We start from the raw sequence: 22,372 nt of genomic DNA, 5'->3' as shown, positions 1-22,372 counted from the left end.
CTCGTGCCGCTCGTATCCCCTGATCTTCCTCGTTTCCTCCCCGGACCCCACCGCCTCCGGCCTTCATGACCGCTGCCCATCCGCGTGCCCTCGCTGATGTGTGCGGCCGTGTGCGGCCGTACATCACGGCCGTCCGGGGACAGTTGACACCACGAAAGGACGGCCGGCGGCTCACCTTCGCCCTCCGCCGGGGGCTGCGGTTCTGCGACGGCACACCGGTGAACGCCGAGGCCGTCAGGAAGAGCCTCGAACGCGGCAAGGACCACCCCGAGTCCCTGATCGCCTCCCAGCTGACCACCATCGACACGGTACGGGCGCCCGACCCGCGCACCGTGGTCCTCGAACTCACCGAGGCCGACCACCAGTTGCCCGCGCTGCCGGCCGGGAAGACCGGCATGATGGTCAGCCCCACCGCGTTCGGGAAGGACGAGGCGCGGCTGGCCACCAGGCCGGTCGGCCACGGCCCGTTGCGGCTGGTGTCGTACACCCAGAACTCCATGGCGAGCCTGCGTCGCGACCCCGGCTACTGGAACGCCGGGCACATCGCCGTCGAGCGCTTCGAAGTACGCCGTGGACCGCCAAGCCCTGCGGACAGCGAGCAGTTCGGCCATGGCGAGGTGGACCACCAGCCCTTCCCGCCCGGCTACCCGGGCTTCGACCCGGCGCTCGGCGCGGTGTACTGGCACGACCCGGGGCGGGCGCGCGCGCTGCTCCGCGAGGCCGGGTATCACGACGGCGTCCGGGTGACCATCACCACCGCCCAGCCGCAGGGCGCGCCCGAGCCGTTGCAGGCGCAGCTGAACCGGGTCGGGATCCGGGCCCGGAACGAGGTCATCCCCGAGGCGCGGGCGTCGCAGGTGGTGTACGTCCAGCACTCCCGGGCCCTGTACATCGACCAGTTCGCCGGGCGGGAGTCACCGGTGCAGGCGATGCAGGTGCTCTTCGGCGCGGAGGGGCTGATGAACCCCTCCCGCCGTACCACGCCCGAACTGGACGCGGCGGTGGCCGCGGTGCGCCGCACCCCCGCTGGAGTCGCCGCGCTATCCGAAGGTGCTGCGGGCGGCCACCGCGGTGGCGGTGCGCACGATGCCGAACGTGTTCCTGTACACCGTGCGGCGTGCCCTCGCCCGTACGTCCTCCGTGTCCGCCATCCCCTCGCTCCCCGTGGTGCAGCGGTTCGAGGTGGCCTGCGCACCGGATCTGCTGGTGGCCGACGAGGCGACCACCGCGCTGGATGTGGTGGTCCAGGCCGAGGTCCTGGAGCTGCTGGCCCGGATGCGCGCCGAGCACGACCTGGCGCTGCTGCTGGTCAGCCATGACCTGGCGGTGATCGCCGAGGTGTGCGACCGCGTCCTGGTGGCCTACGCCGGGGAGCTGGTCGAGGACGGCCCGGCCGAACGGGTGCTGAACGATCCCCTGCATCCGTACACCGAGGCGCTGTTGCGCGTGACCACGGTCGGCGACTGGGAGCGGCGCGAGCTGGAGGTGATCCCCGGCGCGCCGCCCGAGGTGGGCGCGCGGCTGCCGGGCTGCCGGTTCGCCGACCGCTGCGCGTTCGCCGCGCCCGAATGCCTCAGCGGCCCGGTGCCACTGCGGGAGACGGCGGATGGGCGGCGGGTGCGGTGTGTCCGCGGTGAGGAGCTCGATCTGTCGCGGGCCGGTGCGCACGGCACCCGGGAGGTGGCGGTATGAGCGGGCTGCTGGAGCCCTCCGGGCTGACCGTGGCCTTCGGCCGGCGGGGCGCGCGGCCGGTGCTCGACGGTGTGGAGCTGTCCGTGGGCGAGGGGGAGATCGTCGGGGTCATCGGGGAGACCGGCTCGGGCAGGACCACACTGGCGCGTACGGCCGTGGGCCTCCTCGCTCCACGCTCGGGGCGGGTGGTCTTCGACGGGCGTGAGATCTCCGGGCTGCGGGGGCGCGCGCTGCGCGCGTTCCGCCGTTTCGGGCAGCTGAGTTACGCCTTCCAGGATCCGCTGCGGGCGCTGGACCCGGAGCTGACGGTCCGGCGGGCCGTGGCCGAGCCGCTCGCCGTGGCGGGGGACCTCGGCGACACGGACATCGCCGCCCGCGTGGACGAGGCGCTGGAGACGGTGGGCCTGGACGCGGCGCGCCTCGGCGATCGGCTGCCGGGCGCGATCTCGGGCGGTCGGCGCCAGCGGGTGCTGCTCGCGCGGGCGATCGTCACCCGGCCCCGGCTGCTGATCGCCGATGAGCCGGTGAGCGCCCTGGACGCCTCCAACCGCAACCGGGTGCTGCGGCTGTTCGACCGGCTGAGCACCGAGCGCGGGATGGCCGTCGTGGTCATCTCGCACGACCTCAGCTCACTGGCGGGCATCGCCGACCGGGTGGCGGTGCTCTACCGCGGCCGGTTGGTGGAACAGGGGCCCGTACGGGAGGTGTTCGGCCGGCCCCTGCATCCGTACACCGCGCTGCTCATCGCCTCCGCGCCGAGCGTACGGGCCGAGGGCGGGCCGGGCGCGGCGGCACTGCGCCCGGCGGCCGAACCGCCCGTCCGGACGGCTCGGGAGGGGTGTGTCTTCGCCCACCGCTGCCCGTTCGTCACCGACGCCTGCCGCGCCGCGCCCGCACCCGCCCCGGTGGGCCGGGGGCTCACGGCCGCCTGCCATCGGGCGCCCGAGTGGCGTGAGCTGATCGCCGGGCCGGTCACAGCACAGGGGCCGCCGGAGACCGGCTGCTGGAGACGGCCCCGTAAAGATCTCCTAAATCACTCTGAACACAACTCGTGCGCCGCCCGTATCCACTGCCGGGTCGTGCTCGTCGCGGATGAGCGGGATTCCGTAACCCCCCAACAGGAGGTCATGAGTTGAGCCATAAACGGGTACCCAAGCGAAAGATCGTGTTCGCGGGGGCCGGGGTCGCCGCGGTGGCGGCGGCCGCGATCATCCTGCCCAACGCCAACGCCTCAGAGGACGACAAGGCCGAGGCGGCCCAGCCCAAGAAGGTGGACGCCGCGTCGGCTGCGGACATTGCCGCGGAGCTCGCGTCGCAGCTGGGCGAGGCGTTCGGCGGGGCCTATTACGACAAGGACAAGCAGCAGGTCATCGTCAATGTCGTGGGCGACAACAGCAATGTGAACGTCCAGGTCAAGAGCGCCGGGGCGGTGGCCAGAAAGGTCGACAACAGCACCAAGGCGCTCCAGACCGCCGCGAAGACGCTCAAGACCAAGGCGACCATCCCGGGCACCTCCTGGTCGGTGGACCCCAAGACCAATGAGCTGCGGGTCACCGCGGACTCCACGGTCACCGGGGCGAAGTGGGACACGCTCGAGTCCACCGTGAAGTCGCTGGGCGACGGCATGGCCACCCTGAAGAAGTCCACGGGCGAGTTCAAGCCCTTCGTCGCGGGCGGCGACGCCATCTTCGGCGGCGGCGCGCGCTGCTCGCTCGGCTTCAACGTCACCACGGACAGCGGCGCCCCGGCATTCCTCACCGCGGGTCACTGCGGCGTCGCCGCCGAGCAGTGGTCGGACTCGCAGAACGGCGCGGCGATCGGCACCGTGCAGGACGCCACCTTCCCCGGTGACGGGGACTTCGCGCTGGTCACGTACGACGACGCCAACACCGAGGCGCCCAGCACGGTGAACACCGGCGACCAGACCGTGGACATCGTCGGGGCGGGCGAGGCCACGGTGGGCCAGCAGGTGCAGCGCATGGGCAGCACCACCGGGCTCAACGACGGCTCGGTCACCGGTCTCGACGCGACGGTCAACTACCCCGAGGGCACGGTCAGCGGGCTCATCCAGACCGATGTCTGCGCGGAGCCCGGCGACAGCGGCGGCCCGCTGTTCAGCGCGGACGGCCAGGCCATTGGCCTGACCTCCGGCGGCAGCGGTGACTGCACCTCCGGCGGTGAGACCTTCTTCCAGCCGGTGACGACCGCGCTGGAGGCGGTCGGCGCGAAGATCGGGGACGGCGGTGCGGCCGGCGGCGGCGCGGCGGACGACGGTGGCGCGGCGGACGGCGGCGCCGCTGACGGCTCCGGGGCCGCCGGGGACGGTGCGGGCGCGGACGGCGCCGGTGGGGCCGCCGACAACGGCTGATCCCACGCGACCGGGTGTCCCGCGCCGTCACCGCGGGACACCCCGGGAGCCCCGACGGGCCGGAGGCCGTGACGGAGCCGGGAGCCGCGACGGGCCGGGCGGCCGCTCAGCGGACGGACGGCCCCGCGGAGAACCCGGCGGACAGCCCCGCGCGCACCCGCTCCACCGTGATCGGCAGATCGCGGACCCGCACCCCCGTGGCGTGGTACACCGCGTTGGCGATCGCCGCCGCCGTGCCGACGATGCCCAGCTCCCCGACGCCCTTGCTGCCCATCGGGTTGAGCTCGTCGTCGTTCTCCTCGAGCCAGTGCGCCTGGACATCGCGCACATCCGCGTTGGCCGCGATGTGATAGGTGGCGAGGTCGTGGTTGGCGAAGTCGCCGAACCGCGGGTCCGTCTCCAGGTTTTCGTGCAACGCCATCGACAGCCCCATGCACATACCGCCGCGCAGCTGCGACCCCGCCGTCCGGGGGTTGATGACGCGTCCGGCGGCGAACATCCCCAGCAGCCGGTCCACCCGCACCTGGCCGGTGACGGCGTCCACCCGCACCTCCGCGAACTGGGCGCCGTAGGCGTGGCGCGAGAACGCCCGGCGCGCCTCGACGTCCTCGGCGGTGTCCGCCCGCTCCTCAAGACCGCCGGGCGGGATCGCGCCGGAGACCTCGTCCAGCCGCTTGGTCAGCGCCCGGCACGCCTTGGACACCGCCCAGCCCCAGGAGCTGAGGCCCATCGAGCCGCCCGCCCACGGCGCCTGGCCGTAGGCGCTGCGGCCGATGTCGAGGGTGACCCGGTCCATCCCCACACCGAGTTCGTCCGCCGCCACCTGGGTCAGCGCGGTGCGGGCGCCGGTGCCGATGTCGGCCGCGGCGATCCGTACGGTGAAGCCCCCGCCGGGCTCGGCGCGGGCGGTCGCGGTGGAGGGCCAGGTGAGGGCGGGGTAGTTGCACGCCGCCACTCCGGTGCCGAGCAGCCAGTGTCCCTCCCGGCGAAGCCCCGGCGCGGGGTCGCGGCCCGCCCAGCCGAAGCGCGCCGCGCCCTCCCGCAGACAGGCCACCAGATTGCGGCTGCTGAAGGGATGACCGGTCCCGGGGTCCACGGACGGCTCGTTGGCCACCCGCAGCTCGATGGGGTCCATGCCCAGCGCCACGGCCAGCTCGTCCATCGCGCTCTCCAGCGCGAACATCCCGGGCGCCTCGCCGGGGGCGCGCATCCAGGAGGGCGTCGGCACGTCCAGCTGCGCCAGGCGGTGGGTGGTCCGGCGGTGGCGCGCGGCGTACATGACGCGGGTGCAGGTGACCGTCTGCTCGCAGTACGGGGTGAGCGTGGAGCTCTGCTGGAGCGCGTCGTGCCAGATGGCGGTGAGCCTGCCGTCCCGTTCGGCGCCGAGCCGGATGCGCTGGAGGGTGGGCGTGCGGTACGAGACCATGGTGAACATCTGCTGCCGGGTGGCCGCCACCTTGACCGGGCGGCCCACGGCGCGGGCGGCCAGCGCGGCGAGCACCGTGGGCGGCCGGGGAATCGCCTTGGAGCCGAAGCCGCCGCCGGTGTGGTCGGCGACGATCCGGACGGCGCCCTCGGGCAGGCCGAACAGCTCGGCCACCCTGGCGGCCGTCATCCAGGGGCCCTGGTCCCCGTTGTAGAGGGTGAGCGTGTCCCCGTCCCAGACGGCGATGGTGGCATGCGGTTCCATCGCGGCCGTGTGCTCGGGGGGTGTGGTGTACGTGGCGTCGAGGACGACCGGCGCCGCGGCGAGGGCGGCCTCCACATCACCGGTCTCCGTGTGCCCCGGGTAGCCGCCGTTGACCGTCTCGGGGACGAAGATGCGCGGATCGCCGTCCAGCAGTTCGGCGTCGTGGTCGTCCACGTCGTACTCGACCCGTACGGTGGCCGCCGCCTGACGGGCCGTCTCGAAGGTGTCCGCCACCACGGCCGCCACGATCTGCCCGCGGTAGGCCACCTCGGGGGACTGGAGAACGGCGAGTTCGGGGGTGTCGGTCGGGCGCAGCCGGGCCACATTGCGGCTGTCGAGCACGGCGACCACGCCCGGCAGGGACAGCGCCGCGACGGTGTCGACGGCGCGCACCGTGCCGCGCGGAACGGTGGACTGCACCGCCCACCCGTACAGGGCGTCCGGCACCGGGTACTCGTACGCGTAGAGCGCGGCACCGGTGACCTTTTCGCGCCCTTCGACACGGGTCACCTCCGCGCCCACGGTCCGCTGGAGCATGGTCATCGCCGCCGCCCTCCCACGAGGTCGCGCACGGCCGCGGTGATCACGTCCACGGCGAGGTCGATCTTGAACGCGTTCTGCGGCAGCGGGCGCGCCGGGGCGAACTCGGCCCGGGCCGCCTCCCGCAGCCGCTCCTCGGTCGGCTGCCGCCCGGTCAGCAGCCGCTCGGCCTCCCGGGCCCGCCAGGGGCGGGTGCCGACTCCGCCGAGCCCCAGCCGGATCTCCCGCAGTGTGCCGTCGGCCTCGGTCGCCGCGACGGCGGCCACCGACACCAGGGCGAAGGCGTAGGACCAGCGGTCGCGGACCTTGCGGTAGGACATGGCGGCGCCCTCGGGCGGCGGTGGCAGCTCGACACCGGTGATCAGGTCGCCGGGCTGGAGCACCGTCTCGCGGTGCGGGGTGTCGCCGGGCAGCAGATAGAAGTCGTTCAGCGGCACCGCACGCGGGCTGCCGTTCACCCGCCGCAGATGGACGACCGCGTCGAGCGCGGCCATCGCCACCGCCATGTCCGAGGGGTGGCCCGCCACGCAGAAGTCGGAGGTGCCGAGCACGGCCAGGTCGCGGTGGAGTCCCTGGACGGCCGAACAGCCGGTCTCCGGCCGCCGCTTGTTGCAGGGTTTGGTCACGTCCTGGAAATACACGCAGCGGGTGCGCTGGAGCAGATTGCCACCGGTGGTGGCCACGGTCCTCAGCTGCCCGGAGGCCCCCGACAGCAGCGCTTCGGCCAGCGCCGGGAACCGCTCGCGGATGCCGGGGTCACCGGCGAGGCGGCTGCCCGGGACCAGCGCGCCGATGAGCACACCGCCGTCCGGGCGGTGCTCGACGGTGTCGTACGGGAGCCGGGTGATGTCGACGAGCAGGGCGGGCTCGGTCACCCCGAGCTTCATCAGGTCCACCAGGTTGGTGCCCCCGGCCAGGTACACCGCCTCGGTGGAGTCGGCCACGAGCGTGGCGGCGGCCTGCGGGTCGGTGGCGCGCTCGTAGCCGAAGGGCTTCATCGCGCCCCTCCCGCCGCGCCGGCGCGGGCCGGCGCCCCGCCGCCGTCGGCCCCGGCGACCTCGCGGATGGCGGCCACGATGCCGGGGTACGCCCCGCAGCGGCACAGGTTGCCGCTCATCCGCTCCCGGATCTCGTCGGCGTCCAGCTCACCCGGCGCGCCGGCCCCGGCCGCCATGTCCTCGGTGACATGGCTGGGCCAGCCGCGCGCGGCCTCGGTGAGCGCTCCGATGGCGGAGCAGATCTGGCCGGGTGTGCAGTAGCCGCACTGGAAGCCGTCGTGGTCCAGGAACGCCCGCTGAAGCGGGTGGAGTTCCCCGGGGGTGGCGAGCCCGGCCACGCCCTCGATGGTGGTGATGTCCCGGCCCTGGGCGGCCACGGCGAACACCAGGCAGCTGTTGACGCGCTCCCCGTCGATCAGGACGGTGCAGGCCCCGCACTGCCCGTGGTCGCACCCCTTCTTGGCCCCGGTCAGCGCCAGGTGTTCGCGGAGGGCGTCCAGCAGGGTCACCCGGTGGTCGAGGGTGAGGGGGCGGTCGGCACCGTTGACACGCAGCGCGAAGTCGCTGTGAAACGCGTGGGCTGTCACACCGGTCAGCCTGGCATCCGGGCGTGCTCCCCGCATCTTCGGCGCCGGCCGTCCGGCCCCGTTCAGCGCGGGCCGTCGGGCCCCGGCTCCGGTGGGTCGTCGGGCACCGGGGGCAGCCGCAGATGTGCCAGGTCCGGCGGGATCGGGGAGCTGGGGCGGTAGAACGGCGGGGCCGCGTCGGCGGCGGGCGAGTCGGCCAGCCGGAAGCGGTCCCGCAGCCGGTGGTAGAACTGCGTCGGCGCGAGCCGTACCAGCCGCAGCCGGACCGGTGCCCGGTAGGCCGCCACCCAGTCGCCCGGGTTCAGCACCCCGCGCAGCTGCCCGTCGAGGCTGACCGCCACCTGCCCCGAGGTCGGCAGCACCCGTACGGCGACGGGTTCGTCCACCGCGGCCACCACGGTGCGGTCGAAGGCGATGTGCGGGGCGACCGGGGTGAAGACCACCGCGTCCAGGTACGGGGAGACCACCGGCCCGCCGGCGGCGAAGCTGTAGGCGGTGGAGCCGGTCGGGGTGGCCACGATGATCGCGTCGGCCGAGTACGAGGCGAGCAGCTGCGCGGACACATACACGCCGAGACCGGCCTGGCGGTCGCGGGCGAGCTTTTCGAAGACCACGTCGTTGACGGCGTTGACATCCAGCGGAATGCCCCAGCCGACCTCCTCGGGGGCGCGGCCGGGGCGGACCTTGGGCGGGGGCGGTACGGGGCCCCGCCCGTAGCGCAGCAGCGCCTCCATGCCCTCGGGCATCTCCAGCGGCCGGGACGCCCGCAGGGTGAGCAGCATGCGCTCCTCGATCGTGGCCCGGCCCTCGTGAACGGCGTTGAGCGCGTCCTCCACCTGGTCGACGCTGATCTCGGTGAGGAATCCGACCCGCCCCACGTTCACCCCCAGCGCCGCGGCCCCGTTCCTGGCGGCGAGCCGGGCGCCGCGCAGAAAGGTGCCGTCGCCGCCGAACGTGACGATCAGATCGGGGTGGCCGGCGGCCGCTGACTCCTCCTGGGCGCTGCGCCGGGGCTGGTCGCCACGCCAGACGTCCAGCTCGAAGCAGGAGATGCCATGCGCGGCGGCCCATGCGCGGGCGGTGCGGGCCGCCGCGACGGCGGTGGGGCGGGCCTGGTGGACGACCATGCCGAGCCGGTTGACAGCCATGGCCCTTCCACCGTAGATCGGCCGGCTCCGAAGCGCCCATCGGAGGGACACGGGGCGTGCCCGGGGCCGACACGGGGCGGGCCCGGAGCGGGCGCCCTGGAGTCGAACATCCGTCCTGATCTATGGTGTTCAGCGGCACAAGACCCACGCGGGAACCACACCGCATCCGTACGGAGCCAGGGGGATGGTGCAGCAGATGGCGAGCGAGCGACGAACCGCGCTGATCGAGGGGCTGATGGGGCGTTTCCCCCAGGTGCCCCGGGAGGCCGTGCTCAAGGAGGACCTGCTGCGCGGCGGCATGGCCTTCGACGAGTCCGCGCTCAGCGGCAACGAGGACGGCGACGTCAAGCCGAAGTCGTACTTCATCTTCTCGTTCGACCACCGCACCCTGCCGGAACTGGGCGCCGCGGCCCTCAACCGGCCGCCCGAGGAGATCGTGCTCACCGGCGGGCCGTACGATCTGCGCCGCACCGTGGTGTCCGTCCGCGTCAACCCCGCGTCGCCGTATGTGGTCCGGGCCGGGGAGGACGGTGCGCTGGGGCTGTATCTGGACGGTGCGCGCATCGCCGATGTGGGGCTGCCCCCGATGCCGGACTACTACCGCCACACCCTGTCGAACGGCAAGTCGGTGATGGAGGTCGCGCCGACCATCCAGTGGGGCTATCTGGTCTATCTGACGGTCTTCCGGGTGTGCCAGTACTTCGGTGCCAAGGAGGAGTGCCAGTACTGCGACATCAACCACAACTGGCGTCAGCACAAGGCGGCGGGCCGCCCGTACACCGGGGTGAAGCCGGTCGAGGAGGTGCTGGAGGCGCTGGAGATCATCGACCGCCATGACACCACCCGCACCTCGCAGGCGTACACCCTCACCGGCGGCGCCATCACCTCGCATGTGGGCGGCCGCGACGAGGCCGACTTCTACGGCCAGTACGCGAAGGCCATCGAGGAGCGCTTCCCGGGCCGCTGGATCGGCAAGGTGGTGGCGCAGGCGCTGCCCAAGGAGGATGTCCAGCGGTTCCACGACTACGGGGTGCGGATCTACCACCCCAACTTCGAGGTGTGGGACCGGCGGCTGTTCGAGCTGTACTGCCCGGGCAAGGAGCGCTACATCGGCCGGGACGAGTGGCACCGCCGGATCCTGGACTCGGCCGAGGTGTTCGGCGCCCGGAATGTGATCCCCAACTTCGTGGCGGGCGTGGAGATGGCCCAGCCGCTCGGCTTCGCGTCCGTGGCCGAGGCGATCGACTCCACCGCCGAGGGGCTGCGCTTCTTCATGTCGCACGGGGTCGTGCCCCGGTTCACCACCTGGTGCCCGGAGCCGACGACACCGCTGGGCAAGGAGAATCCGCAGGGCGCCCCGCTGGAGTACCACATCCGGCTGCTGGAGACCTATCGGGCGACGCTCGAGGACTTCGGGCTGTCCTCGCCGCCCGGATACGGCCCGCCGGGGCCGGGGCGTGCGGTGTTCTCGGTGAGCTCGTTCATGGACAGCCTGCCCGCCGTGGACCCGGACCCGGAGCCGGTGGCGCCCTGACAGACCCGACGGCGCCCCGATGTGGCGGCCGCCCCCGGCTCGGCGGGACCCGTTCACTCCGCGGGACCCGTTCACTCCGCGGGACCCGTTCACTCCCGCGGGACCCGTTCAGCCGACGTGAACGTGGGGGCGGCGGCCGCGGTCGGGCTCGGCCTCGCGGAGCACCTCACGGGTGACGGGGGCGACCTCCCCCTGGCCGAAGAGGAAGAAGCGCAGGAAGTGGGCCAGCGGATGGCCCTCCGTCCACTCGAAGTAGATGTGCGGGCGCTGCCCGGTCATGTCCCGCACCCGCAGCAGCAGCGCCGCCAGCGCGTTGGGGATGGTGGCGCTCTGGAGGGTCAGCACGCGGTAGCGGCCGTGCACCACCTCGCCGCACACCCGCAGCTCGCTCTCGAACTCGGACGGGTCGGCCACCGTGACCTCGACGAAGATGATGTCGTCCTCCGGCGGGATGTCGTTGTCCGCCCGGATCTGGTGCTGCTTCTCCCGGTATTCGACCAGGTCACGGCTTTCCGGTTTGTTGGCGATGAAGCGGATCCTGCGGTGGGCGGTGTCACGGACGAACCGCTCGGCCAGGGCGTCGAACGTCACGCTGGTGACCCGTAGCTCAAAGGCCCTGGCCACCCGGGACAGCAGCGATACGGCCATGATGCCCGCGATGAAACAGGCGCCGATCTTGACGCCGTCGGGCCGCTCGATGACGTTGACCGCGGTGGTGTACAGGAAGATCAGCGAGATCACCCCGAAGCCGATGGTCCAGCCGCGCTGCCGGGCGCGCCGGGCGGCGATGGTGACGGCGATGGCGGCCGAGGTGATGAGCACGAGCACCCCGGTGGCGTAGGCGCCGCCCTGGGCGTCCACATCCGCCTTGAAGAGCCAGGTCACCAGGAACGCGATGGCGGTGAACACCAGCACCATGGGGCGGACCGCGCGCGCCCAGTGGGGTGCCATGCCGTAGCGCGGCAGATAGCGGGGCATCAGATTGAGCAGTCCGGCCATGGCCGAGGCGCCGGCGAACCAGAGGATGGCGATGGTGGAGGCGTCGTAGACGCTGCCGAACGCCGAGCCCAGGTACTCATGGGCGAGATAGGCCAGGGCGCGCCCATTGGCCTGGCCACCCGGTTCGAAGGCCCGCTGCGGGATCAGCAGGGTCGTGATGAAGCTGGAGGTGATGAGGAAGACGCTCATGATCACCGCGGCGGTGGTCAGCAGCTTCCGGGCGCCCTGGATGCGTCCGGCGGGGCGCTCCTCGGTGTCGCCCGGCTTGCCCTCGATATGCGGCATGACGGCCACGCCCGTCTCGAACCCGGACAGGCCGAGGGCCAGCTTCGGGAAGATCACCAGCGCCACGCCGACCATCATCAGGGGGCTGCCGCGCTCGGCGACCAGCGCCTGGGACCAGTCGGGGATCACATGGGGCGCGGTGCACACATGCCACAGCCCGACCGCCACCACGACGGCGTTGAGCAGCAGATAGACGGCGACCAGCGCCACCGCGATCCCCATGGCCTCGGTGAACCCCTTGAGGAACACCGCCCCGAGCATTCCCACCAGGATCAGGGTGATGGCCACCTCATGGCCGTGCAGGACCGCGGTGAAATGCGGGTTCTCCACCAGGTGGGCGGTGGCGTCGGCGGCGGAGAGGGTGATGGTGATGAGGAAGTCGGTGGCCGCGAAGCCCAGCAGGGTGAGGACGAACAGCTTGCCCTTCCAGAAGGTCAGCAGCCGCTCCAGCATCGCGATCGAGCCCTGGCCGTGCGGGCTCTCCTCGGCCACTCTGCGGTACACCGGCAGCGCGCCCGCCAGGGTCACCACCACCAGCACCACGGTGGCCAGCGGGGAGAGCAGCCCGGCCGCCAGGGCGGCGATACCGGGCTGGTAGCCGAGGGTGGAGAAGTAGTCCAGACCGGTCAGGCACATCACCCGCCACCACCGCTGGCCCTGGTGTGCGCCCTCCGGCTCGGCGTGCGGCCCGGGCTGGCGCTTGGCGATGTCGGTCAGGCCCTCCAGCAGCCATGCGCGCAGCCGGTGCCGTGCCCCGCCGTCGGAGGCGGCGCCGCCAGAGGTGGAGGAGACCACGGGGTGCTCCCGTCGTACGGCGAGAGGGGTCCCCGGCCATCGGTGAGACCCTTCGGTCAGCGTATGCGGCGCGGCCGGCCACCACCCGGCCGGTGCCGCCGGCCGAAGGACATCGCTTTCTCAGTGAGTTTTCATCTTCGGTCCGTACGGTTGCGGCACATGGACACCACCAAGACCGACCAACCGACCGACACCGCAGCGCAGCCCGCAGAAGCCGAGGAAGCCACGGCGGAGGGTGTCCCGAACGCTGTTTCGGACCAGCAGGAAACCCCGGACCCGAAGGAAACCCCGGACTCGCTGGACGCATCAGGCCTCGACGACGACATCGTGGCCCCTCCCCCGGCCACCACACCGGGCGTCGTCCCCGGCGCCGCCTCGGTCGTCGCCGCGGGCCTCGGACTCGCCTCGCTCTCCGGCACCTGGCTCGGCACCATGCTCCAGGAGCGCAAGCAGCTGACCGGCCAGATCAAGGCCCAGTCCGGGTCGGCCGCCGATCAGATCTCCGCGGTGTACGGCACTCCGTGGCACACCACAGCCCTCGTCAACGGGCTGTTCGCGCTGGTCGCCGTGGTGATCGCCGCCGTGGTGCTGCTGCGGCAGCGGCGGCCCGTCACGGCCGGGGCGCCCTGGGTGACCGCGGTGGCCTGGGGAGCGGTGGCGCTGGGCGTGATCGGTCTGCTGATCGCCGCCGCCATGGGGCTCGACATCTTCAGCGCCCTGCCGAAGGTGCCCGCGTCCCCGAACACCCCGGCAGGCTGACCCATCCGAGCGCGCCCCGTGGACCGGATGGGTCCGGCGGGGCGCGCTCCCTCGGGCGGGCGTGTCACGATTGAGGTCCCGATATCGGGACACACGCGAAGGGGACAGGCCGTCCGGCCGCCCCGGCGGAGAGGGCCATCAGGACGGCACGGACTTCCCGCCTACGGAGTTTCCCGCCGATGAGCCGTTCCACCACACACTCCTCCGACCGGCACGGGACACCGCGTACGCCGCGTGCGCCGCATACGCCGGACCCGCCGGAGACCTCGCGCGCACCGGACGCGCAGGACGCGCAGGACAGAGACCACGGACCGGACAGCGACCACGGGCCGGACGGGTCCGGCGCGCGGCAGGGCCAGGACGCCCGGACCGCCGTCACCGTCTTCGTCGCCCTCGGCGCCAATCTGGTGATCGCGCTGGCCAAGGCCGTCGGCGGGATCTTCGCCGGCTCCCCCGCGCTGCTCTCGGAGGCCGCTCACTCCATCGCGGACAGCCTCAATGAGGTGTTCCTGCTCGCCTCACTCAAACGCAGCAGGCGGGCCCCCGACGAGCAGCACCCGTTCGGCTACGGCAAGGAGCGCTACTTCTGGGCGCTGCTGGCCGCTGTCGGCATCTTCGTCATGGGCGGCTGCTTCTCCTTCTTCCAGGGTGCCGAGGCGCTGAGCGCGGGCAGCTCCGAGGACCACAGCGGCTATCTGGTGGGCCTCGGGGTCCTGGGCGTGGCGCTCATCGCCGAGGGCTCGTCGCTGGTCCGGGCGCTGGTCCAGGTGCGCCAGCACGCCCGGGAAGCGGGCCGCGGGATGGCGACCGAGCTGCGCAGGGGTGACGATCCCACGCTGCGCACCGTTCTGGCCGAGGACTCCACCGCCTGTCTCGGCGTGGTGTTCGCCCTGCTCGGCATGTGGCTGCACATGGTCACCGGCCAGGTGGTCTACGAGGCCACGGCCTCCTTCCTGATCGGGGCGCTGCTGGTCTATGTGGCCTACCGGCTGGCCAGGGAGTCGCGCGGGCGGCTCATCGGTGAGGCGATCGACCCGGTCCAGCGCCAGGAGCTCCGCCGGTTCCTCGAGGCGCAGCCGGAGATCGACACCGTGACCACACTGCTGACGATGCGTCTGGGCAATGACTCGACGCTGGTGGCGGCCCGGGTCGACCTCGTCCCCGGACTCGACAGCGAGGAGGTCGAGGAGGTTCTGGTGCGCGTCAAGACGGCGATGGCGGAGTTCTGGCCGCACGCCGATCAGATCTTCCTCGATGTCACCGACGCCTCGGCCCAGGACCGGGCGAACGCGCGTGCGGACCGCCAGGCGCTGGAGGAGACGGTGGCGGCCGTGGAGCGCGAGAAGGGCGGGGCGTGAGATTGGCCCCGCCGGGCCTGGGTACTCGGTGACGACCAGCCCACAACAGCGAACTCATGTACGGAGGCAGAACTGATGGGCCTCGGCGGTTGCATTTTGATGATCGCGGTGGGAGGGATTCTCACCTTCGCCACCGACTGGAACGCCAACGGCTTCAACGTCCACCTGGTCGGCCTGATTCTGATGGCAGTCGGCATCATCGGCACATGCGCGTATGTGAGTGTCTACAAGCGCCGGCGTGTCGTCGAGCCGGGCGCGGTGGCACCCCCGGTGGTCGAAGAGCCCGACCATCACCGGCACCACCACTACGACTACTGAGTGCCGGCCAGACCCCTTTCCGACGAGGTGGCCCCCGCCGCGGGTGGGGGCCACCTCGTCGTTCGTACGACTCTCCCGGGAGGGCAGACACGATGAGCAGCGAACGCACCTCGGAGCAGGACGCCCATGGCCGTCGGGCCGCGCTGTTCGATGTGGACGGCACGCTCGTGGACACCAACTATCTGCACACCGTCACCTGGTGGGAAGCGATGCGGCAGGCGGGGCACAAGGTGGGCATGCGGGAGATCCACCACACCATCGGCATGAGCTCCGACAAGCTCATGGACCGTCTGCTGCCGGAGGACCGGGACCGGTCGGGGGACAAGCGGATCAGCACCGCCCACAAGACCCTCTACGCGGAGTACTTCGCCCGGCTGCCCGCCCTCGACGGCGCCCCGGACCTGCTGCGCACCCTTGCCGACCGCGGCTGGTACCTGGTGCTGGCCAGCTCCGCCTCGCAGGACGAACTGGCCGCGATGCGCGCCACGATCGGCGCCGACGAGGCCATCGCGACCGTGCTCAGCTCGGACGACGTCGAGGAGGGCAAGCCCGCGCCGGATCCGGTCGAGCAGGCCCTGGAGCAGGCCGGGGTGCCGGCCCGGGACGCGGTCTTCGTCGGTGACACCGTGTGGGACGTCGTGGCGTGTGTGAAGGCCGGGGTGCGCTGTATCGCGCTCCAGTCCGGTGGCATTCCCCCGGAGCTGCTGTTGGATGCCGGCGCGGACGAGATCTACCGCGATCCCGCGGATCTGCTCCGCCACCTCGACAGCAGCGCGCTGGGACGCTGAGCCCTCAGCCCCACCACCAGACTGGCCCCTGCCCCCTGCGGGACCCTTGACAGTTCCCTGTTTGAAACTGTCAGAATCTGTTGCGCAAAGGGCTGTTGTGGTCGGTCAACGGCCCCGCGCCACACAAGCCCTTGCACACCACACAATCGAAGAGAAGGGGATCGCGATGGCGGTCACTCGCAGATCGTTACTGATCGCAGGCACCGCCGCCCCGATGGCCGGGGCACTTGTCACGGCCGCTCCCGCCCAGTCCGCCACCGCGTCCCGCGCCATGGGGGGCCGGACCATCCCGCTCACGGACGGCTGGCGCTTCGCCCTCGTCAACCCCGGCGGCATCACCGACCCGACCGGCGCGTACGGACACGCCCCCGACCCGGCGTACGACGACTCGGCCTGGCGCGAGGTCGCGGTCCCGCACGACTGGAGCATCGAGCTCACCCCCACCACCGACCACGGCACCAGCGGTGGCACCGGCTTCCTGCCCGGCGGTCTCGGCTGGTACCGCACCAGCTTCACCCTGCCGCGCGCTCTCGAGGGCAAGCGGATCTCCGTCGAATTCGACGGCGTGTACATGGACTCGTCCGTGTACTGCAACGGACGGCTCCTGGGCGAGCACCCCTACGGATACACCGGCTTCGCCCTCGACCTCACCGAGGTGGCCCACACCGACGGCGCCACGCCCAACGTCCTCGCCGTCAAGGTGCGCAACCGGCTTCCCAGCAGCCGCTGGTACTCCGGCAGCGGCATCTACCGCCACGCCCGGCTCGTGGTCACCGACCCGGTCCACGTCGCCCGGTGGGGCACGTACATCACCACCCCCGGCCTGGCCAGCACCCTGCGCGCCGGGCATGCCACCGTGCGGGCGCGGACGCTGGTGGTCAACGAGTCGGACGGCCGGAAGCCGGTGACCGTGGTGTCCACGGTCAAGGACCCCGATGGGCACATGGTGGTCCAGGCACACTCCACCCTCACCGTCGGGGCGGGTGACACCCGTACCGCCACCCAGGAGCTGCGGATCGACCGGCCGCGGCTGTGGTCGTTCGACACTCCTGAGCGCTATGTCCTGGAGACCGAACTGCGAGTCGGCCAGGACACCGTCGACCGGTACCGCACCCCCTTCGGGCTCCGCCACGCCACCTTCGACCCCGACCACGGATTCTCCCTGAACGGCCGGTACGCCAAGCTCCAGGGCGTCGATCTCCACCACGACCTGGGCGCGCTCGGCGCCGCCGTCAACGCCGACGCCGTGCTGCGCCAGCTGACCATCATGAAGAGCATGGGCGTCAACGCCCTGCGCACCTCGCACAATCCGCCCGCGCCGGAGCTGATCGAGGTCTGCGAGCGGCTCGGCATCGTGATGCTGGTGGAGGCGTTCGACTGCTGGCGCACCGGCAAGAACACCTATGACTACGGGCGCTTCTTCGACGAGTACTGCGACGCGGACATCACCGAGATGGTGCGCGCCGCCCGCAACTCCCCCGCCGTCGTCATGTGGTCCATCGGCAATGAGATCCCCGACTCCACCAGCGCCCCGGGTCTGGGGATGGCCCAGCGGCTCATCGACGCCGTGCGCGCGGCGGATGACACCAGGCCGGTGGTGATCGGCTCGGACAAGTACCGCGCGCTGCCCGCCGAGGGCTCCCCCGCCGATCTGATGCTCGCCAAGCTGGACGGGCTGGGCCTCAACTACAACACCGCCGCCTCGGTGGACGCCCTGCACGCCCGCTATCCGCATCTGTTCCTCTTCGAGTCCGAGTCGTCCTCGGAAACCTCCACCCGCGGCGCCTATCAGGAGCCCGAACACCTCAACACGGGCGAGAACCACACCCCCGGCAGGCGCCAGACCTCCGCTTACGACAACAACCTCGCCTCCTGGACGATGAGCGGCGAGTACGGGCTGAAGAAGGACCGGGACCGGAGGTTCTTCGCCGGGCAGTTCCTGTGGTCGGGCATCGACTACATCGGCGAGCCCACACCGTACGACGTGTTCCCGGTGAAGGCGTCGTTCTTCGGCGCCGTGGACACCGCGGGCTTCCCCAAGGACATGTACCACCTCTTCAAGAGCCAGTGGACGAGCGAACCGATGGTCCATCTGGTCCCCATGGACTGGACCGGCCACCGGCCGGGCGAGACCGTGGAGGTGTGGGCCTACTCCAACGTCGCCACGGTGGAGCTGTTCCTGGGCGGCCGGTCGCTGGGCGTCCGTGAGTTCGACACCAAGAAGACCACGGACGGCCGTACCTACCTGGAGACCACCGAGCCGACCGGCGACGACAAGACCGTCGCCTCCGGCCCCTACCCCGGCAGCTACACCAGCCCGGGCGGCAGCGCCGGAAAGCTCCACCTCACCTGGAAGGTGCCGTTCGCACCGGGCGAGTTGAAGGCCGTGGCCCGGCGCGGTGGCCGGGTGGTGGCCACCGATGTGCTGCGCACGGCGGGACGTCCGCACGCCGTACGGCTCACCCCTGACCGCGAGACCGTCGACGCCGACGGCCGCTCGCTGTGCTTCGTGACCGCCGAAGTCGTCGACGCCCACGGTGTGGTGGTACCGGACGCCGATCATCTGATCGCCTTCAAGGTCACCGGAGGCTCCCTGGCCGGGGTCGACAACGGCCGCCAGGAGAGCGCCGAGCGCTACCAGGCGAGCACCCGTACCGCCTTCCACGGCAAGGCCCTGGCCATCGTCCGCGCCGGCACCGAGGCCGGGCCGCTGACCCTCACCGCCCGCTCGGCGGGGCTGCGCACCGCCACCGCCACCGTCCGCGCCACCGGCGGGACAGCGGAGCCGGTCACCCGTCCCACGCCGGTCACCCCCGATCCCGGCCCCGGCGCTCCTCATCACCCACTGGCCGACGCGAGCTATTCGGGCGCGCCGACGACCCTGCCCTCGGCCATGCTGGACGGCGATCCGGCCACCGGCTGGTCCAACGCCTTCCACAAGCCCGCGACGGCGCTGCTTCCCGCCTTCGACGGCGCCCGGAAGGCCGACTGGGTCTCGGTGACCTGGAGCGGGAGGCGGCGGCTGCGCCGTGTCGAGGTGTCCTTCACCGTGGACGCCGAGCACACCCTGCCCGCCTCGATCGAGGTGTCCGCGTGGAACGGCCACGCGTACGTCCCGGTGCGCGGGGCGTCCATCACCTGGGCCACCGACTCCGACACCCCGACCGTCATCACCTTCGACCCGGTCCGCACCGCACGGCTGCGGCTGGACCTCACCAGCCGTCATCCGGGCGCGGGGAACGGCGCCCAGCGCATCGTCGCCCTCGAGGCCGGTGACGGCTGAGGGGGCGGGCGGGTGAGCCGCCGGGTCATACGCCGAGCCGCGCCACGCCGGACGGGTGGAAGCCTCCCGCGGTCGTTTGTCCGCGATACGAAGAGGGCACCCGACTTCTCCGACGTCGTGCTGGAGGCGAGATGACTCTTTCCCGTAGCCCGGTGACCCGTGCCTGGCGGCGGTGGCGGCGGCCACGCGATCTGGAGGTGCCGCGCGGCGCCGTGGACGTCGAGGACGCCAACCGGCGGTTCCTGATGTACGGGGTGATGCCGCTGTGGTTCGTCCCGGCGGTGGCGGACTGGCTCATGCATCGCCGGACCAGGATCGAGGACACGTCGGGCACGAAGGAGTCGGCGATCCACGCCCTGATGATGACGGAGGCCGGTGTCCCCGTCGCGATGGGGCTGCTGGCCCGGGTCAATCCGCTGGTGCTGTCGGTGATGGGCGGAGCGGCCGTCGCCCACGGCGCCACCGCGCTGTGGGATGTGACCCTGGCCACCGGGGAGCGCGAGGTGCGCCCGGTGGAGCAGCACATCCACAGCTTCCTGGAGGTCCTGCCGCTGTCGGCGATGGCGTTCACCTGCTGTCTGCACTGGGACCAGGTCCGCGCGGCGCTGCGCGGCGGGGACCGGCCCGAGGACTGGAAGCTGCTGCCCAAGGACAATCCGCTGCCCGCGCGCTATCTGGCGGCGATCGGGCTCGGCATCGGCGCCTGTGTGGTGCTGCCCTACGCCGAGGAGATGCGGCGGTGCCTCAGGGCCGCCAAGGCCCGTAAGGCGGTGTGAGCCCGTGCCGCGCGAGCGAGCCGGTACGGGGACACCGTCCCGCGTACCGGCCGAACCGCTGCCGTGTCCACGGGTCCTGGCGCCGGAGGCGCACGGGCCGGAACACGTCGCCGTCGACGCGGAGGGCCGGATCCTCACCGGGACCGCGGACGGGGCCGTCCGGCGGCTGACGCTGTCGCCGGACCACGAACTCGTACGCTCCGAGGTGCTCGCGCACACCGGTGGCCGGCCGCTGGGGCTCGTCCCCTGCCCCGACGGCGGGCTGCTGGTGTGCGACGCGCGGCGCGGGCTGCTGCGGGTCGGGCCGGACGACGGGTCCGTACGGGTGGTGGCCGACGAGATGGACGGCAGGCCGCTGCGGTTCTGTAGCAATGTCGCCACGGCGGAGGACGGCACGGTGTACTTCACCGTGTCCAGCCGCCGCCACGGCCTGGAGGACTGGCTCGGCGACATCCTGGAGAACACCGCCACCGGGCAGCTGCTCCGGCTGCGGCCGGGCGGCCGGCCCGAGGTGGTGCTGGACGGGCTGCGGTTCGCCAACGGGGTCGCCCTCGCCGCCGACGAGTCGTATGTGGCCGTGGTCGAGAGCGGCGCCTACCGGATCAGCCGGCTGTGGCTGACCGGCCGCCGGGCGGGAACACGGGACCTTCTCCTCCGTGATCTGCCGGGCTTCCCGGACAATCTCACCCGTGGCCCCGACGGTGTCATCTGGGTGGCCATAGCCGCGCCGCGGGAGCCCGCCCTCGATCTGCTGCACCGCGCGCCCGCCGCGCTCAGAAGGGCGACGGTGCCCGTCGCCACCCGGCTCCGCCCCGGGCCGCGGCGCACGGTGCGCGCCCTGGCGATCGGCCCCGACGGCCGGGTGGTCCGCCATCTGGTGCGGCGCCGGACCCCGTACCGGATGGCCACGAGCGTATGTGCGCTCGGCGGCCTCCTCGTCATGGGCAGCCTCCTCGAGCGGGGCATCGCGGTCTGCCCGCTGCCACCGCCCCGGGAGGCCACCGGGGCGGCTTAGAGCCTGTGTCATATCCCCGGCCGGATCAGCGTGCGGCGTCAGGGGGCACCTCCCAGCGGTAGCTGGGGGAGCGTGCCAGGCGTCGCACGCCCGGCCGGGGATATGACACAGGCTCTCACCCCCAGCCGGTGGAGTAGCCGCGGTAGCGGCGCCGCCGCGGCCGGATGGTCAGCGTGGACAGCAGCCCCACGAACCCCACCACGATGACCACCAGACCGGGCCCGAAGTTCTGGGCGTACGCCACGACGTCGTCGAGCGTCGAGACGCCGTCGCCCCCCGAACTCCCGGCGGCGCCGGAGGCGATGGCCGGGTTGGGGCTCTGGGCCTTGGCTCCCGGGATGGACACCCCGAGCGCGGTCAGCGCCTTGGTCACGGGCTGGAAGAAGGTCACCCCGCCCCGGTCGCAGTCGCCGCTGCCGCCGGAGGTGACGCCGAGCGCCACGCCCTGGGCGAAGAGCGGCCCCCCGCTGTCGCCGGGCTCGGCGCACACGGTGGTCTGGACCAGCCCGGTGACCGTGCCCTCGGGGTAGTTGACCGTGGCGTTGAGCCCGGTCACCTTGCCCGAGCGCAGCCCGGTGGTGCTGCCGCTGCGGAACACCTCCTGGCCCACGACCGGATCGGCCACACCGGTGACCCGCACCGTCTGGCCGCCACCGACGTTGACCACGCTGTTCTGGTCGAGTGCGGCGTTGTCGTAGCGGATCAGCGAGAAGTCATTGCCGGGGAAGCTGCTCTGGACCGTGGTGCCGATGCGGGTGGAGCCGGTGCCGTCGGTGAACCAGGGGGTGCCGTTGGGGCCGCAGTGTCCAGCCGTCAGGATGAAACCGGTCTGGCCGTTGGTGACGTTGAAACCGGCCGAGCAGCGGCTGCCGTTGGTGAACATGGGCGAGGCACCGGCGGTTCTGGTGGTGAAGGAGCCCTCCGTCCGCTGGGCGCGCACCGTGCCGCCCACCTCCGCGGCGAGGTCCTTCATCTTCGACCAGCGGGCGGTGGAGACGGTGCTGTCGCCGACCAGGACCACCTGGTTGGACTTGGGGTCCACCATCCAGGCGGTGCCCGCCACCCGGGGCGCCGAGCGCAGCTTCTCGGTCGCGGAGTCCAGGTCCGCCATGCTGTAGCGCACCCGTTTGGCGGTGGCCCCGGCCCGGCTGACCTCGTCCGCCGCCGTGTCGTCCGTCACCGCGACCACCGGGCGGCCGTCGGCCCCGATCCAGTTGCCCGCCGTACGGGAGGCGCCGAGCGCGGACACCAGGCGTCCGCCCACATCGCCCGTCCGGTCCGCGCTCAGGGCTCTCGGACCGTCGCTCCCGGTCGTCCCATGGGCCGATCCGCCCGGCCCGGCCTGAGAGACCATCACCCCGCCACAGACCAGTGCCCCGACAGCCGCGAACCGCACGACCCGGCGCACGCCGCGCCGCATGTGCTTCACCACCCTGTCT

The 22,372-nt window shown here is 72.3% G+C and carries 18 protein-coding genes; 12 read left to right on the top strand and 6 right to left on the bottom strand.

The window, feature by feature from the left end:
• The first annotated feature begins 143 nt into the window (after positions 1 to 143).
• Genes KHP12_RS47505 through KHP12_RS47490 form a run of 4 tightly spaced genes read left to right on the top strand, consistent with a single transcriptional unit; the run spans position 144 to position 4,060 of the window.
• The gene (locus tag KHP12_RS47505; protein WP_246648930.1) at positions 144 to 1,319 is read left to right on the top strand and encodes an ABC transporter substrate-binding protein; all 1,176 of its coding nucleotides are present in this window, start codon (positions 144 to 146) and stop codon (positions 1,317 to 1,319) included.
• A complete protein-coding gene (locus KHP12_RS47500; protein WP_244202481.1) occupies positions 1,207 to 1,692 on the top strand; it encodes an oligopeptide/dipeptide ABC transporter ATP-binding protein in 486 nt (161 codons plus the stop codon). Before KHP12_RS47505 ends, KHP12_RS47500 begins: the two co-directional genes overlap by 113 nt.
• Entirely contained in the window at positions 1,689 to 2,828 is a 1,140-nt protein-coding gene (locus KHP12_RS47495) for an ABC transporter ATP-binding protein (RefSeq protein ID WP_246648926.1), read from the top strand. The genes KHP12_RS47500 and KHP12_RS47495 overlap by 4 nt, the downstream gene beginning before the upstream one ends.
• The gene (locus KHP12_RS47490) at positions 2,825 to 4,060 is read left to right on the top strand and encodes a S1 family peptidase (RefSeq protein WP_211834668.1); all 1,236 of its coding nucleotides are present in this window, start codon (positions 2,825 to 2,827) and stop codon (positions 4,058 to 4,060) included. The genes KHP12_RS47495 and KHP12_RS47490 overlap by 4 nt, the downstream gene beginning before the upstream one ends.
• Positions 4,061 to 4,166: 106 nt before the next feature.
• Here the strand turns inward: KHP12_RS47490 and KHP12_RS47485 are convergent, their stop codons facing one another.
• The 4 genes from KHP12_RS47485 to KHP12_RS47470 are packed head-to-tail and all read right to left on the bottom strand — an operon-like array spanning position 4,167 to position 9,023.
• Positions 4,167 to 6,293: a xanthine dehydrogenase family protein molybdopterin-binding subunit gene (locus KHP12_RS47485; protein WP_086879450.1), complete on the bottom strand. Its 2,127-nt coding sequence runs from the start codon at positions 6,291 to 6,293 to the stop codon at positions 4,167 to 4,169.
• Positions 6,290 to 7,288 (bottom strand): FAD binding domain-containing protein, encoded by a 999-nt coding sequence (locus KHP12_RS47480; protein WP_211834667.1) that lies wholly within the window; start codon positions 7,286 to 7,288, stop codon positions 6,290 to 6,292. The genes KHP12_RS47485 and KHP12_RS47480 overlap by 4 nt, the downstream gene beginning before the upstream one ends.
• Positions 7,285 to 7,911 carry a 2Fe-2S iron-sulfur cluster-binding protein gene (locus KHP12_RS47475; protein ID WP_107471652.1) on the bottom strand — a complete coding sequence of 209 codons (627 nt, stop codon included), beginning with the start codon at positions 7,909 to 7,911 and terminating at the stop codon, positions 7,285 to 7,287. Before KHP12_RS47475 ends, KHP12_RS47480 begins: the two co-directional genes overlap by 4 nt.
• Before the next feature lie 26 nt (positions 7,912 to 7,937).
• Positions 7,938 to 9,023, bottom strand: a complete 1,086-nt coding sequence (locus tag KHP12_RS47470; RefSeq protein WP_086879452.1) for an NAD(+)/NADH kinase — start codon at positions 9,021 to 9,023, stop codon at positions 7,938 to 7,940.
• A gap of 196 nt (positions 9,024 to 9,219) precedes the next feature.
• Here KHP12_RS47470 and KHP12_RS47465 point away from each other — a divergent pair, with 196 nt between their 5' ends.
• Positions 9,220 to 10,557 (top strand): radical SAM protein, encoded by a 1,338-nt coding sequence (locus KHP12_RS47465; protein WP_086879461.1) that lies wholly within the window; start codon positions 9,220 to 9,222, stop codon positions 10,555 to 10,557.
• Positions 10,558 to 10,665: 108 nt separating this feature from the next.
• Here the strand turns inward: KHP12_RS47465 and KHP12_RS47460 are convergent, their stop codons facing one another.
• Positions 10,666 to 12,636: an APC family permease gene (locus tag KHP12_RS47460; protein ID WP_086879453.1), complete on the bottom strand. Its 1,971-nt coding sequence runs from the start codon at positions 12,634 to 12,636 to the stop codon at positions 10,666 to 10,668.
• A 159-nt stretch (positions 12,637 to 12,795) separates the two neighbouring features.
• Here KHP12_RS47460 and KHP12_RS47455 point away from each other — a divergent pair, with 159 nt between their 5' ends.
• The 7 genes from KHP12_RS47455 (at position 12,796) to KHP12_RS47425 (ending at position 20,933) form a co-directional block, all read left to right on the top strand.
• On the top strand, positions 12,796 to 13,395 hold the full coding sequence (locus tag KHP12_RS47455) for a hypothetical protein (protein WP_086879454.1): 600 nt from the start codon (positions 12,796 to 12,798) through the stop codon (positions 13,393 to 13,395).
• 179 nt (positions 13,396 to 13,574) lie between these two features.
• The gene (locus KHP12_RS47450) at positions 13,575 to 14,753 is read left to right on the top strand and encodes a cation diffusion facilitator family transporter (RefSeq protein ID WP_211834666.1); all 1,179 of its coding nucleotides are present in this window, start codon (positions 13,575 to 13,577) and stop codon (positions 14,751 to 14,753) included.
• Positions 14,754 to 14,828: 75 nt separating this feature from the next.
• A complete protein-coding gene (locus tag KHP12_RS47445) occupies positions 14,829 to 15,071 on the top strand; it encodes a hypothetical protein (protein WP_037959348.1) in 243 nt (80 codons plus the stop codon).
• A 92-nt stretch (positions 15,072 to 15,163) separates the two neighbouring features.
• Complete coding sequence (locus tag KHP12_RS47440) at positions 15,164 to 15,859, top strand: HAD family hydrolase (RefSeq protein ID WP_086879456.1); 696 nt, start codon at positions 15,164 to 15,166, stop codon at positions 15,857 to 15,859.
• 166 nt (positions 15,860 to 16,025) lie between these two features.
• On the top strand, positions 16,026 to 19,142 hold the full coding sequence (locus KHP12_RS47435) for a glycoside hydrolase family 2 TIM barrel-domain containing protein (protein ID WP_086879457.1): 3,117 nt from the start codon (positions 16,026 to 16,028) through the stop codon (positions 19,140 to 19,142).
• Between the two features lie 131 nt (positions 19,143 to 19,273).
• Positions 19,274 to 19,918: a diguanylate cyclase gene (locus KHP12_RS47430; RefSeq protein ID WP_208652820.1), complete on the top strand. Its 645-nt coding sequence runs from the start codon at positions 19,274 to 19,276 to the stop codon at positions 19,916 to 19,918.
• 4 nt (positions 19,919 to 19,922) lie between these two features.
• On the top strand, positions 19,923 to 20,933 hold the full coding sequence (locus KHP12_RS47425; protein ID WP_208652821.1) for an SMP-30/gluconolactonase/LRE family protein: 1,011 nt from the start codon (positions 19,923 to 19,925) through the stop codon (positions 20,931 to 20,933).
• Between the two features lie 115 nt (positions 20,934 to 21,048).
• Here the strand turns inward: KHP12_RS47425 and KHP12_RS47420 are convergent, their stop codons facing one another.
• Positions 21,049 to 22,362 (bottom strand): S1 family peptidase, encoded by a 1,314-nt coding sequence (locus tag KHP12_RS47420; protein ID WP_086883356.1) that lies wholly within the window; start codon positions 22,360 to 22,362, stop codon positions 21,049 to 21,051.
• Between the last annotated feature and the right edge of the window lie 10 nt (positions 22,363 to 22,372).

Source organism: Streptomyces asiaticus (genome assembly GCF_018138715.1).
Lineage (GTDB): Bacteria > Actinomycetota > Actinomycetes > Streptomycetales > Streptomycetaceae > Streptomyces > Streptomyces asiaticus.
This window is presented reverse-complemented; position numbering and strand designations above follow the sequence as displayed.